This window comes from Neobacillus driksii (assembly GCF_013409995.1).
In the GTDB taxonomy this organism is placed as follows: Bacteria; Bacillota; Bacilli; order Bacillales; family Cytobacillaceae; genus Neobacillus; species Neobacillus driksii.
In genome coordinates this window covers 374,810-389,872 of sequence record NZ_JACCBX010000001.1, presented here as the reverse complement: position 1 = coordinate 389,872, position 15,063 = coordinate 374,810, and the positions used below count along the sequence as shown (strand labels likewise).

Below are 15,063 nucleotides of genomic sequence, written 5' to 3'. Positions count from 1 at the left end.
ATCCTTCAAATTATTATAGCAATAACATCCAATAACCTAAAGGACAATTGACAAAACTTAAGCATTTCATAAAGCTCTTTAATTTCTAATTTCATTTTAATTTTATTGTCTTTGAATTTGATTCTTCAATGATCGTCTTCCCATCATCGTCGAGAACGGCAACTCTTATTTCATGTGGGGAAGTTTCATCCGATGAATCTCCATTCATCTTTATCGTAGTGGAAATTAAGTTCTCATTGGTAAACTTAATTTTTTTCTTTTTTCCATCAATAAAAATCGTTGCACCAGAAACAAAATTCTCTCCCCGTATGTTCAAACGGTACGTTCCTTTATTTTCTTTCTCAACCTGAACCGAATCAATTTTTATTTTACCATTACCTAATACATAACCCGCAAACGGTTTAAGATTTCTGTTAGCATAACTATACTGTTTACCCTTTAAGGCATCATATTGAAGCAGTTGATAATCCATTAAATCTTCTTCTCTAACTCCTTCTTCTTCATAAAAGGTCTTTTTAGGAATAACGGTATCCCCTTGTTTATATAGGTCACGGCTGAGGCGGAAGATTGGCGACATTTCCTTCTTCGCATTTGCTAAGATATAGGACCCTAGAAAATTAGGGGTCATACGCAAATCTTCTTTCTTTGTTTCTCCTCCAAAATTATCCCAGACTACTAATGGTGTCTGGTACATCTTTTTGTATTCCTCATGATTGTTTAAATCACCGTGAAAGTAATCTAGTTCTCGATAAACAGCGTATTCTTCCCCTAAAAACGGTAAATGATCCCCATAGATTACCACCATTGTTGGCTCATCTATTTCCTTTACACCTTCAATTAATATGCGAATGGAGTCATCTACATCTTTTAGCAAATTGGTATAAAGGTTTAGGATATACTTAGATAACTCGGTCATATTCCTACTGCTTGTTGCTAATATCGGCAGATCCTTATAACGGATATCATTATAGGGACCATGGCTCGCTACCGTGACGACATTTAAAAAGTCAGGACCTTTTGTATTTTTTAATTCTGATAGCGCCTTTTTCATTAATATTCTATCATCAATATATGGACCTATATAACTTGGATTATTGAAAAACTCCATACTGAAAAATCTTTCAAACCCTATAAGCTCGTAGATATCTTTTCGGGTATAATACCAATTTTTAAAATTATGAATAGCTGTTGCATGATATCCTTGCTTTCTTAATAAATAGGCTAATGAATCAATCGGCCGATTCACTTGATTATAGTAGACCTCCTCAGGAGCAAACCGCGTCGATAGGCCCGACAAAACCTCTAACTCGGTATTAAAGGTGCCTCCGCCATAGACATGTGTTAACAGACTGCCGGAAGAATAATTCTGCATTAATGACCGAAAGTATGGCAGTGGATCCTCCTTAAAATCCGCATTTTTCAACAATAACGGATCCCACATCGCTTCTGCGAGTACCACAATAATATTGGGTTGAAAATCTGGATCTACCACATCCTCTGTCGGGGTGGCATTCACTGTTTTAACTATTTTCTCTACTTCATCCTTATCGTAATGGTCCGGGACAGCGATTATCGCTTTCTCTACTAAAGTTAAATAAGCACCGACAAAACCAAACACCCGATAACTTTCAACCGTTGGCACCTCTTTGGAATAACTTCTAAACGTAAATAACGACGGCTGCGTACAAATTATTGCGATACATAGGATAGAAATAGCAGAAAGGATTAAGCGCTTACGAAAGGAAACCCTGTTTTTTAAACGTACAAAGAAAAGGCAAAAAACCAAAAGAAGTAATAATGTTACTACAAAACCAGCTATTTCTTTCCATCCTATTAAATCATTCATTAATGTAGAAATATCAGCACCTTCATTTAGCGCATATAAATCAGCTGGTGTGAAGTATTCCCCTCTTAATTGAAACTTAATAAAGCTTCCGAGCGACACAATAAATAGAAAGATGGTTTCAACTATGATTAGGGTAATAAAAAGAATCGTTGGTAAAAATAGCAGTGCCCCGACTAAAAAGAATAATAAGAAGAAGGTAATGACAAATGACACAGTACTTGAACTCGCCCAAGCAAAAAATGCGGTAAATGAATCTCTATGTATGACTTCAATGATCATGAGGGTGAAAAGTGAAAAGGCACCGGCCGTTAATGCCAATAATAATCCACTTTTAGAGGGTCTTATGTTAGAAACCAGATGATTGATACCCTTCATATTGTTGGACAATCCCTTCAAATAATTTTTTTTAGTATACCTTCAGTTTGCACCAAACGCAAAGAAAGCTAACCCAGTATTCGAGTTAACTTTCCAATTAGTTGATTTCCTTTGCTATATATCTCCAAAAGTTATTGGTTTTTTATCCGTTAGCTTAAAATGATAGAGAATTGCTTCGACAATTCTTTGTGAAGCTAGTCCATCACCATACGGATTTGAGGCCTTTGCCATCGAATCATGTGCTTGTTTATCCGATAATAATTCATTCGCAAGCTTGAAGATTGTTTCCTCATCCGTGCCTGCAAGCTTTAATGTTCCTGCCTTTACCCCTTCAGGACGTTCGGTTGTATCTCTTAAGACGAGTACCGGAACTCCTAATGACGGTGCTTCCTCCTGGACGCCGCCAGAATCAGTTAAAATGAGATAGGCTCTAGAGGCAAAATTATGAAAATCGATTACATCAAGCGGTTCGATTAAATGGATTCGATTATTTTCTCCCAATATTCTATTCGCAATTTCTCGAACAACCGGGTTCATATGAACAGGATAAACTACCTGAATATCACCATGCTGGTCCACTAACCTTCTGATTGCACGGAACATATTCTCCATTGGCTTTCCAGTGTTTTCTCGACGGTGTGCGGTCATTAATACCAACCGGTCATCTCCAAGTTTATCCAGGACAGGGTGAGAATAATCGGTCTTTACTGTTGTTTTTAATGCATCAATTGCCGTGTTACCTGTCACAAAAATGGAATCTTCTGGCTTATTCTCAGTTAGAAGATTTTCCTTTGATTGACTTGTTGGTGAAAAATGCAAGTCTGCCAACACTCCCGTAAGCTGCCTGTTCATTTCCTCAGGATAAGGGGAATATTTATTCCAAGTCCTCAGGCCCGCCTCGACATGCCCAATAGGGATAGAATTATAAAAGGCAGCTAAGCTAGCTACAAACGTGGTAGTGGTATCACCATGCACTAAAACAATATCAGGCTTAACCTCTTGAAATACCTTATTTAATCCTTCTAAGCTTCGTGTTGTAACATCTATTAAGGATTGACGATCTTTCATGATATTTAAATCAAAATCAGGTTGAATATCGAATATTTTCAACACCTGATCAAGCATTTGTCTATGTTGTGCCGTGACGGTCACAATGGATTCAATCTGATCATTATACTTCGCTAATTCTTTTACCAGAGGAGCCATTTTAATCGCTTCAGGTCTGGTTCCAAAAACTGTCATTACCTTTAACTGGTTCTTCATAAAAACCTCCAAATGGAAAATCATTGCATCGAGTTAACGTCGATATCCTATAACCCTTTAAATAATATCAAAATATAGACAGAAAAGCATCATATGTTATTTTTCTCAGTAAAAAAAGCAGACTCATATCAAATGAGTCTGCTCTATTTAGGTTACTGAGTTACTTTTTGAATACGGCCTTCTTGTTTGTATTCAAAAGGAACTGGCAATGTTTTTACGAAATCTAATGTAGCATCTAAGTCCACAGGGCCCACTTCCAAACCGCTGGCAAGTGGAAGAATTCCATAGCTAGCATTACCGTACATATAATTGTTTAAAACAACAGAGTATTCTTTTGCTGGATCAAGTTTCTCACCATTTGGTAAGAATAAATCTACAACCTGACCCGTTTTCGCTGTATTATCCCATGTGTATGTGTACTTAAATCCAGAAATATGGAAATCAAGACCCTTTGGTGTGATTTGCTTGTTTAATACTTCTTTTAAATCTGCACCGCTCAAGTAAGTTTTATTTAACACATTTCCAAACGGTTGAATGGAGAATAAATCACCGAATGTAACCTCACCAGCGTCAAGCTGAGCGCGCACACCGCCGCCATTCATTAAGGCAAAATCAGAATTCATTGCTGCCTTCATACCGTCAGCTAATAAGTTACCTAATCCATTATCACCAAATTCAGTTGCAACAGATGGGTACGCTTTTGCTAATGTAGTTAAAGAGTTACCTACAACCTCTGCCTTCATTGGAGCAATTTCGTCTTCGTATTTCTTCATAATGGCTGCAACTGCTGGATCTGCAGTGTAATTAGCTTGATAAACTGTTACAACTTCTGCTTCCTTCTTGATAATCTCACCTGTTACAGGGTGAAGTTCAAGATCAACATCAGAGAATGCAGAACCGTATGAATAAGCTTGGACAATTAACTTGTTATCTACTACTTTGTCATTAAAAGCATGGTTATGGGCAGCAAAGATAACATCTACTTCATCATTAACAGTTTCAGCAATTCTTGTTGCGTCATAAAGGTCTACATAACCATCTTGATTTGTAGGGTTATGGGCAAGGACAACAATCGCTTCAATACCTTGGGCCTTTAACTCTGCAGTATATTTGTCAATCGCTTCTGCTTCATCTGTAATTTGAAGATTTTCATTACCTTTCGTTACAATCATATCAGGAGTTTCTTGTGTAATAACTCCGATAAAACCAATCTTTTGACCGCCTACTTCTTTTACTACATATGGCGTTCCTGTAACTAACTTGCCTGTAGATTTATCAAATGCATTTGCAGCAATTACAGGGAAGTTCATACCGTCATAGCCTTTTGTTCCTTTTCCTTGTGGATGCTCACCACCGTTAATCATTCGTTGCAATTCTGCAATACCTTCATCAAATTCATGGTTTCCTAGGGTACCAACATCCATGCCTAATGATTCCATTACTTCAACGGTTGGTTCATCTTGGAATAATGCAGAGATTAACGGGCTTCCGCCAATCATGTCGCCAGCATTTACAAGAAGTGTATTTTCATTTGTAGCTTCACGCTGTCTGATTGCTGCAGCTGTATATTCCATGCTGCCAGCTAGAACACTTTGACCATCACGTGTAACCTTTGTATCTGTATCAAGCTGACCATGTAAATCATTTAAGCCTAGAAGCTGAACTTTTACTGTGCTTAAGTTAAATGAATAGTTAGCAAAACCAGTAGCTTCGTCTTTATTTAGATATTTAATATTTGGTGTTTCTTTTGCAAATTCTTCTGCTTTAGGGCTAGATTGGAATGTTACATTTACATCACCGCTAATTGGTGCGATACTCCAGTTGTTATCAGCAGATGGATTGATAACTTTGTTATCACGGATATAGTTCATGACTACCTGACGGTTTTCATCTGGAGAAGCATAGATAATTTTCTTACCGCCGCCAACAATACCCATTCCTGCGCGATAGTTGTTTGTTGCAAGAACAAACTGCATATCATCTGTTACAGGCTGGCCGTTGTATGCTAGGTTCACAATTCGGCTCGCATCTGGATTCGCAACCTCTAAACCTTTGGCGTCATATCTTGAAGGCTGTGTAACATCAACTTCATAGGTTACGCCATCGATAATATCAAAGTTGTAAACAGGGAAATCTTTATTGAGTAATACTTGTGCTTCTGTTTTAGCTGGATCAATTTGATTAAAGTTTGTTGTAGTCCATTCTAAGTAATTCTTTAAATCTGAACCGCTCAATAGTACTGCTTGTACAGTATTATTATATTTGTATAGGTCTGCCACGTTTTTAATTGTTACATTACCTACTGGGATATTTGTAAAGTCACCTGCCCCGTTTCTTCCTGCTTTAAATGGTGCTGCAGCAGAAATGACTGGAAGGTTCTCATATTCTGTCCCAACTAATTTCTTTTCAATATAATCTTTTTGAGCATTGTTTACGATTTGTACTGATGGGTCGTCTTGTACACGTGAGAAGTAACTGTTAATTGGAGCAGTTGTTTCTCCTACTGGACTATTAATATAGGTAACTGTTTTACCATGAACATCAGCTAATGATTCAACTAGTTCTGGATTAGGCTTTACATCAGCTACTGAACGGACTTCAGACTGTGAATTTTCTACTAACCATTTTCCATCTTTATCTTTAGCAAGTGTAAGGTCAATAATACCTAAGTGACTTCCGTCAACCTTAGCCTGAACAGCTGCAACACCATTAATGGTACCTTTTACGCTGTCAGTAAGTCCCTCAATACTGTCAGAAGCTTTACCAGTTGGGAAAGTTAAGTGTGAATGTCCATAAAGGATCGCGTCAACACCCGGAACTTTACTTAATCCAAGAACAGCATTCTCAGAGTCTTCTGGATTGTTCACAAAACCTGTATGAGCAAGTGTTACGATAATATCTGCACCATCAGCTTCCATTTCAGGAATCCACTTTTTAGCTGAAGCAACGATATCCTCGGTTACCACTTTTCCTTCAAGGTTTGCTTTGTCCCACTGCATGATTTGCGGCGGTACAAATCCGATTACCCCAACATTTAAGGTTTGTTTCTTACCTGCCTCGTCAACTACAGTCTTTTTAATAATTTTATAAGGTTTTACAAGGTTTTTATTATTTGAAAGGTCTTGATCACCATCAGCTTTATAAACGTTACCAGATACAAATGGGAATTCTGCTCCTTTAATGCTGCTCATTAAGAAATCAAGGCCATAGTTAAATTCATGGTTTCCGAATGTTGCTGCGTCATAATCTAAAAGATTCATAGTATCGTAGATAGGGTTTGTTTCGCCCTTTACCACACTTTCTGCTACAACATTTTCGCCACCAAGAATGGTTACATATTTACTATCTACTAATTCTTCGACAGCTGTAGGAAGTTTATCCTTATTTACTAGAATAACAGGAGCTCCTTCTTTTGCAGCAAGCACAGAACCAGTTAGCGCATCAGCAAATCCCCAGCCCGTTGATAGGAATACCTTTTCCTTCACACTGCCAAGTTCAGTTGCCAATTTTAATGAAGTTTCAAAGCGGTCTTTTCCACCCACACGCTGTGGATTATTTACAGCTGATTCTACTTTTTCACTAATAACGCCGGTACCGCCTACTAAGATAGTATCCGTAACATTATTAAGCGCTTCCACAGTGGCTGCTGGTATCTCATCCGTTTTTGTTAATAAGATAGGGAAACCATTTTGAGCTGCATAAGAAGCCGCTGAAATGGCATCAGGATAGTTAAAACCATTTACAAGAACAACTTTTGCAGGATTTCCTAGTTCGTTTGAAATAGCTGCAGCTGTATCAAAACGAGTTTCACCAGAAATTCTCTTTACCCAAAGGTTTAATTTTGCTGATAGTGCATTGGTTACACGGTTAGATACTACATTCTTGCCGCCAACCACAATTGCTTTTGTAGCACCAAGACGTTTAATTTCTTTTTTTGTATCTTCATTTAATGAATCTGTTTGTGTTAATAGAATTGGAGCATTGTATTTATAGGCTAATGGTGCTGCTGCCAGCGCATCCGCAAAGTCGTCACCTCTTACGATGATAACCGTTTCAGCGGAATCCCAGCCTTGTTTAGACACTTGAACTGCTGTTTCATAACGGTCAAGACCTGCTAAGCGATTAACAAATGTAGGACGGTCTACTTTTGCAAGATAATCTGTAAAAGGATTTCCTTGAAGAATATCACCGTTATCAAACAATAGATTGTTAGGGTTTTCTGCACGCTCTTCACTAACTGCTGTTGCAACTCTTACCAATCCATTTTTTGCTGGAACATCTGAATAATAATCATGATCCATTAAACTTCCGTGTACATCAGTTGTCTCCATGAGCTTCAATTTTACAAATGCCTCATTCGACAATACATTCGTTGGTTGATTTCCTTCTGCAAATACGCCTCCGTATGGAGTTGTAAGAAGTCCCAATGCCAATGTAGACACAGCAAGACCTTTAAGGTTCTTTTTAATGCCTTTCTTCACTAGGTTTCCACCTTTCGACAAAAAAGTATTATTACAAAATTCATTATAACGGCAATTGTCGAAATAGAATATATATTTTTTTGTAAAATTTGTTGGTTTTTTGTAATTTATATATTCTGAATTATTATTAAACTAGTAAATTAGTACGGTACTAAACTGTTTATTAGACAGGACCTTTCACCCTGTTCAGAAGCATTTGTTAGTGAGTTGGTATTGTGCGAATCATTTTATCAGATAGGACCTCTGGCCCTCCTAGAAGTTTATATTGATTTACCTTCCCGTATGTTGTTAGCCAATTTTTTAACGGTTCGGGTACATAGTCTTTCTCGACAAGCAGAATATGGGAATCAATCCTCGCAGCCAAGACCGAACCAGTTAGGGCATCTGCATAGTTCCTTCCAGTCGCGAGAACCGCACGATTAGAAAAACTTCCAAAGAGTTCTAGAATTCTAGCATTAGTCTCAAATCTAGTTGCACCACTGATTCGTATTCCGTTTTCAATTTGTGCTAAAACTCGATCAGAGATAACACCCTCGCCACCAACTACAAAAGTGATCTCAGCTTTTTCAAGAACTTGCCTTGTCTCTTTAGGAATGAACGTTGTCTCTGTTAAAAGGATAGGCATCCCGTCTCTTGCTGCATACGGTGACATTGAAAGTGCATCTGCATATCCCTTGCCATACGCAAGGACAACTTTATCCTTAATCCCCATTCTATCTGCAATTTTCGCCGCTGTATCATAACGATTGACACCAGCGATTCTTTCTACGTGTAGACCTAGACTAACTTTTAGCTCCGTTTCTACTGGTATTGAAACAGCGCCATCTCCGCCAATGATAATTACATTTTTTGCACCTAATCTTGTTATTTCATTCTTTACATATTCAGGAAGAAGTGTTGATTCCTTTGACAGAATCGGTGCCCCCAACTTATAAGCTAGCGGTCCTGCAGCAAGTGCATCCGGAAAATCATCTCCACGAACTAACACTACCATGTTCGCTCCATGTGGAAATGCTTCATTTGAAATAGCAACTGCCGTAAAATAACGGTTTTCACCATAGATCCGTTTCACACTCTCATCTACAACCAGTGTTGCCGGCGGACTTTGGTTATTGCTTTTATCAACCGCTATAACTTCCAAGGTTGTCCCTGCTGCTTGAGAAATAATTGAAATTGTAAAAAAACCGTCTGATTGGGCCGTTCCTCTGCCAATTTCCTGTCCTTTTGCGAATACTATAATGGTTGCAAGTGACTCTGACATCCCTCTTAATTCCTTTTCACCCTCTACATAATTTCCTAGTAAAGGTTCTTTAGGAGGGTTTGTATCTGGGATTTCTTCAGCCTGATATATTCCCGCTTGGGTAAATAAACTGAGGAAAAGCACGAATATAATCGATAAGGACTTATGTTTCACTGGGTGATTTCCTCCTAGTTGTTTAGAATAAATTCACCCTATTTTATACTAAATTGCCGTTAATTTTATACAGTTCTTTCTTGGTACATTACACCAGTCTAGTTTATAGAAAAAATGCTACTCTTCTTGTCTATTACATTGTATAATCTCATTGTTCATATACTTTTTTTGTAATTGATATTTTTAGAGATGAGGCTGATGAATGAAACCAATCGTATCGTATGAACAAAGTATTTTTAAAACAGTCAGATTAGTTTTTTCCTTAATGATGTTAGTTTCAATGTTTGGTATTTCTGGAAACAAAGCTTCTGCTGCTTCTTTTATTGAGCGAATTTCAGGAGACAATAGAATTGAAACCGCTATCGAGATTTCAATGTATGGCTGGGAGCAAGCCGAAAATGTGATTCTGGCAAGAGCGGATAACCCAGCAGACGCGCTTTCTTCTGCTTCGTTATCAGGGGCCATGGATGCTCCTATTCTACTAACCTATCCTAACAACCTTTCAAACAGTGTCCTCGATGAAATAGAACGGTTAGGAGCTTCAACTGTTTATCTCCTAGGCGGAACAGGTGCGATTAGCACTGAAATTGAAAAGAAACTGACCGATAAGGGATTAACAGTCGTTAGACTTGGTGGAAATAACCGCTTTGAAACGGCAGCAAAAATAAATAAAGAGGCAAAAACCTCATTAAACACAAAGGCGATTGTAGTTAACGGATTTGCAATCGCAGACGCCTTATCTGCTTCTAGCGATTCCGCCAACAATCAAATTCCCATCTACCTTTCTACAAAATCTACTCTTCCTGTAAACCTGCCAGAAAATGTAAAAGAGGTTACGATTTATGGCGGTGAAGGTGTCGTTGGGGAAGAAATCGTTACACTTTTAGAACAAAAAGGTGTAACGGTAACGAGAATTGGCGGTTCTACCCGCTATGAAACAAACATTAAGGCAGCTGACCTCGCTAAAAAGGAAAATGTAATTATTGTTAGAGGAACCTCTGTAAAGTCCGATAGTGAAGATTATCCAGACGCAGTAGCTGGGGCAGGGCTTTCACACAAATTAGGTGCTAATATTATTTTATCCCACGACAGTATCCCGATATCTGTGGTGGCAAAACACCTGGAGGAACAACATTATCCTAATGTCTATGTTTTAGGTGGTCCCGGTGCGGTCTCAGATGAAGTAATTGCTGAACTCACCTTTTACCAAGTTTCAAAGGTAGAAAAGACTTTTGACTTTAACGTGGTCGATACCGCAATGGATCCTACTAAGCCGGTAATCTATCTGCTTAGTGACGATGATAATAGTGTGAAAATGTATAATTATAATACGAAAGAATTAAAGTCAATTAAGCTAAATACCAGACCTGAACAATTATATGTAGAAAATAATAAAATTTACATCACCTTAGTCCACCAGCTTCATGACTCTTACTGGTGGGATGAAGAGCAAACAGGTGAGATTGGTATTGTGAATGCTGATACATTTAAACTAGAAAAAACGATTATGATTGGTTTAGACCCATTTGATATCGTTGCCGATAAAAATGGCTATATCTATGTATCAGGCGGTTCAGGACAGTGGACGTATATAAAGAGCTACTCTTCTCAAACTGGGGCAGAAGTTTCCTCTGCAGGCATTCGCCAACAGAGTTATCTAGAAATGCACCCAACACAAACAAAGGTATATGCCATTGATACCGATTCATCTCCCCGTGATATCAGGCAGTATTTTATCTCGAATGGAAAATTTACAGGATCGCAAGACTCTCCCTACCATGGCGACTATGATCTAGGAGAATATATGAAGATTTCGCCAGATGGCAGATATCTCTTTAATGATTATGGCAATGTATTTACCGGAAACCTAAGCTACGCAGCAACGTTAGAGGTTCCTTTTAATGATTTAGCCTTTGACCTGGATGAAAACAGATTCTTTTCTGGAATTGAGGATGTCATTTTTGAACACGATTATTCCACCTTTGAAATTTACAACTATTATGTAATCAAAGGGGAGGCATTTAAAACCTATTATAAAGATAATAAATTGTATATTCTCTCTTTAATGACGGCGAGTTCAACCGGATTACAAAAATTCACGTTAGAATCAGTTACTCCAGATGGGGTATTTGCGGAGGAAGAAGTTTCCCCATTAGAAATTCTCGAAAGCCTTGAAGACAATTAATCGAGCGGTTTTTTTTACAATGTGAGTTTGTTAAAAAGGAGGTTACCATTTTTCAGGTAACCTCCTTTTATTATTTGGCTATTTCTTCCGTAACTACTACTTCTATTGAATTTTTCATCTGTCGATTCTTTTCGATTACCAGTAAGAACAGGTAAATAGGTAATAGAATCAATCCCGCCATTTCAACGATAAATTCAAAGTAATACCAAGATAGTGTTGCTAATATATCGTAAACGCCATGAACCATAACCGTCACCCAGAGATTTCTCGTCCACAATAAAATCATTCCAAATAAGAAACCCATATTGGCAAAGGTGATAATTGCTCCAATTTCATACTGCCATGATTGAACCGAGTTTAGTGTATGGTCAATACCGAATAACACTGAAGTGACGAAGAGCGCAAGTAAGACAAAAATATCGCGCCGCCCTTTTTCCCAGCGTCTTGGAAAGATTTTTTTAAAAACAAGCAGGATAAGTATGATGTATGCTAATCGCCAGACTTCTTCGAGACCAGCAAGGATATCTGTAAAAATATCGTATCCCACAGCATCAATTTCATCTATCACTTCCCACATCTTATCAACAGGTTCCATTGGCTCACTTGGCTCTATTATGTCGCTTTCATCCGAGACCGTTTCTGAATAGGTCTCTACATATTGTTCATAATCGTTGCTAAAATCTTGAAAAGCGTAAGATGAATAGATATTAATAATGGTGCTGCCGAGAATAAAGAGCAAAAATGCGCCTATAAATTGGCGTGTAAGTTGTATCTTTGTTTTTTTAATTCCATTATGAAGTCTTCGGTGAAGCTTCAATCCGATAAAAAAGGATGACACCATTATGGCGTCATAGATGGTACCAGCTAATTGGCTGTAGCCACTTAAATAGAGAATGAGTTCAACCCCTATCGTAATGGTGAGAAGTGCTATTAAAAGCCGCTTCGAAACTGGCGCCGTTAAGTTATTTGTCATTTTTAAATCCCTGCCTTTGAGACTTGCTGCACTCTCTTACCTTCCAAAAAGCTGTACAGCCAAAATTCCAAATCCATTTAATAACAGCAGGAAAAGTACGCACCCAATGATCCAAATCCACTTTCTTGACAAGGGCTTATCTCCTTTAAAGGTAATTAGTAATAATTTATCATATTAATAGAGAATTAGCACTAGTGATAATTGTGTTTACAAGAATATCCTACCAGCTTTATACTTAAATTAGGTGAAAATTAACAATTATTAGAATAGGGGTTGAAAAGTGAAAAAGGTCATTTCTATTATCCTATTGATAGTCATTGTATTTGTTTTATCAGAAACAAACCCTGGGCGTTCGCAATACGTGGAATGGATTACGCATGAAGCGATGGATCAATCTTCGAATATCCTTGAAAAAGGGATTCTTTCATTAGCTGGGGAAAAGGTTTTCGATATGGGAACAACGGAAAAAGATTACTTCATTTTTTCAGTCTATAAAACCGATTTTTCCGAGATAGGCTTGGGGCAGGTCACCAGCATCGGTATCTTTAATAAATTTATTCCTATTTCTAAAAACGAAAAATAAGAAGACCAGAACGGGTCTTTTTATTTTTTATTAATTTTAACTATTATAATAGTAGAAACTCATAAGGGAGACAAAAACAGTGAGCCAGCAGGAAAATACATTGGAACACCAAGGATTGAGTGAGTTCTATGAGAAAAACCCTAAAGAAGTTGTTATGGACATTTTTAAAGCTGTGTTGGAATCTGTCCAGAATGACCTTAAGGATGAAGAGCTTGCCTTTATTCTGAACACCCTGGAACATTATCAGGATCAATCATATTTTTATGATTTATGGAGAATAATGGAGATTAAAGTTCATACATACAAACAGATAGTCGAGTTTATTAATCAGCATCAAGACTACACAAATCTTATAAAAATATATCTAGATGAAAAATTCAAGCTTATCACTGTCGTAGAAATTTTGGCACAAATCAATAACCTACTTGAAACTTCACCCTTTCTACTTAAGAATCGTTATTTTCAGAAGCTCGCCATCCAAAAGACCGCATATGCCGTTGGCAATTCCTATGATTTATTTATAGCAGCAAGTATGGTTAAAGCGTTCCAGGTGACAAACCCTGATGTTGATTTTTCAAAAATCAAAGAAAAGATGTTGCTTTACTCGGAGATTGCCCTATTAGATGAGCTTGAATTAAAGAATGTAACTCTCAAGGATATTGATACATATGCACACATTTCAACAGGTAACCTTAACGAAATAGAACTAAAGGATAAAAAAATCATCAGCAAATACAAAATTATGAAGGTCCTTCATGAACTTTTTCACACACCTGTCGTTTCTGTCTGGGTGATTCTTCAACAGTTATCACCAGCTAACCGAGAAGAACTTCGAGAGGTTTTAAAAAATGTTTTGCGGGGTAATATTTCTGAGGACAATTTTCAGCATATACTAGCGGCCTTTGATGATGAGAAAGGCGGTTATCATTTCCCACAACTTTTTGCTTATTTAAGTAAAAATACTGATGAGAAGCTGATGTTATCTTTTATTAAATGGACGGCAAAAAACCTTCAACTTGATCATCATTACCATCGAGCACTAAAGGCTTATTTGAAATCTCATCCAAGGTCAGTTTGGAAGAATAAGACTTATAGAAAAGAGCTTGGTATGATTTCAACGAGCAGCTTTAGAAAATTAGTAAAAGAAGTTGAGAATGAAAGCGCAAGTCAAGTTGTAAAGTATTTTAAGAAGTATGGTGTTCAATTAAGCAGCGTATTGCTCATTATTCTTGTCGTTGGAAGCGGGTTATATTTTGGTTATGACCTCCTGGCAGACAAAAAAGAGAAGGAATCTGTTTCAAAGCCGAATAAAGCTGTAGCATCAGAGCCAGCTAAAAATATTAATTTTGATCCATTTAGAGAATGGATTAGTGAAGAGCCCTTTGTTTTCAATGTAAATGGACAACAACAGAAAATGACCTTTGGACAGGCAAATCCAACGGGAGGTAAGAGCCTAGTATTGACGGACAGCCACAATATTGAAACTACCTATCAGTTAATGATTGACTCTAAGGTTTCACCATTTGATGAAAAGGGTGTACTAAAAGAAGGCTTTTCTCTCTATCATACAGAATACGATTTCGATGATAATGGGATTCCCGAAGTTGTCATTATGGCACTCAATCAAACATTTGAATCGTTTGTCTGGGTCTACAGTCCGGCTTCCGAAAATGGAAGTATGAGTCTGCGTTCAGACCTGGCACTAAAAGGGATGTCTGCTGCGAAATTAGTGGGTAATACACTGAAGCTCCTTGGGGACCAAGGTCAGTCAGAAACGTATGCCTATTTGAATCAGCAATTTGTAAAACAATAGAGATAGGAAAATTTTATACGATATATGTATCGAGACCTCAAACTAAGAAAGTTTGAGGTCTTCTTGGGTCGGCACTGTTCTCCTTAGGTGAACAGGTTCACGAGTGGTTAACTCCTTTTTAAGTGTCACC

Annotated in this window: 8 protein-coding genes; 3 read left to right on the top strand and 5 right to left on the bottom strand. The window is 37.7% G+C overall.

The features are described 5' to 3' along the window. Window positions 1–91: 91 nt before the first annotated feature. The 4 genes from F4694_RS01680 to F4694_RS01665 all read right to left on the bottom strand — a co-directional run bounded on the left by F4694_RS01680 (window position 92) and on the right by F4694_RS01665 (window position 9,379). Window positions 92–2,233 carry an LTA synthase family protein gene (locus F4694_RS01680; RefSeq protein WP_218895481.1) on the bottom strand — a complete coding sequence of 714 codons (2,142 nt, stop codon included), beginning with the start codon at window positions 2,231–2,233 and terminating at the stop codon, window positions 92–94. Between the two features lie 102 nt (window positions 2,234–2,335). After that, window positions 2,336–3,484 (bottom strand): non-hydrolyzing UDP-N-acetylglucosamine 2-epimerase, encoded by a 1,149-nt coding sequence (gene wecB, locus F4694_RS01675; RefSeq protein ID WP_179595160.1) that lies wholly within the window; start codon window positions 3,482–3,484, stop codon window positions 2,336–2,338. A 152-nt stretch (window positions 3,485–3,636) separates the two neighbouring features. After that, window positions 3,637–7,965, bottom strand: a complete 4,329-nt coding sequence (locus tag F4694_RS01670) for a bifunctional 2',3'-cyclic-nucleotide 2'-phosphodiesterase/3'-nucleotidase (RefSeq protein ID WP_179595159.1) — start codon at window positions 7,963–7,965, stop codon at window positions 3,637–3,639. 199 nt (window positions 7,966–8,164) lie between these two features. Then, a complete protein-coding gene (locus F4694_RS01665; RefSeq protein WP_179595158.1) occupies window positions 8,165–9,379 on the bottom strand; it encodes a cell wall-binding repeat-containing protein in 1,215 nt (404 codons plus the stop codon). Window positions 9,380–9,581: 202 nt separating this feature from the next. On the opposite strand from F4694_RS01665, the gene F4694_RS01660 reads away from it, so the two are divergent. After that, window positions 9,582–11,564: a cell wall-binding repeat-containing protein gene (locus F4694_RS01660; RefSeq protein ID WP_179595157.1), complete on the top strand. Its 1,983-nt coding sequence runs from the start codon at window positions 9,582–9,584 to the stop codon at window positions 11,562–11,564. Between the two features lie 70 nt (window positions 11,565–11,634). Here F4694_RS01660 and F4694_RS01655 read toward each other — a convergent pair whose 3' ends face one another. Continuing rightward, window positions 11,635–12,537, bottom strand: a complete 903-nt coding sequence (locus tag F4694_RS01655) for a CPBP family intramembrane glutamic endopeptidase (protein WP_179595156.1) — start codon at window positions 12,535–12,537, stop codon at window positions 11,635–11,637. Window positions 12,538–12,817: 280 nt separating this feature from the next. Between F4694_RS01655 and F4694_RS01650 the strand changes: the two genes are divergently transcribed. Then, complete coding sequence (locus F4694_RS01650) at window positions 12,818–13,120, top strand: DUF4359 domain-containing protein (RefSeq protein WP_179595155.1); 303 nt, start codon at window positions 12,818–12,820, stop codon at window positions 13,118–13,120. Between the two features lie 79 nt (window positions 13,121–13,199). Next, a complete protein-coding gene (locus tag F4694_RS01645; RefSeq protein ID WP_179595154.1) occupies window positions 13,200–14,933 on the top strand; it encodes a hypothetical protein in 1,734 nt (577 codons plus the stop codon). The last annotated feature ends 130 nt before the right edge of the window (window positions 14,934–15,063 follow it).

What these genes read in the sequence shown, in the direction of transcription:
- F4694_RS01660 (WP_179595157.1), top strand. Translation starts at nt 9,582, where the DNA reads ATGAAACCAATCGTATCGTATGAACAAAGTATTTTTAAAACAGTCAGA.
- F4694_RS01655 (WP_179595156.1), bottom strand. Translation starts at nt 12,537, where the DNA reads ATGACAAATAACTTAACGGCGCCAGTTTCGAAGCGGCTTTTAATAGCA.
- wecB (WP_179595160.1), bottom strand. Translation starts at nt 3,484, where the DNA reads ATGAAGAACCAGTTAAAGGTAATGACAGTTTTTGGAACCAGACCTGAA.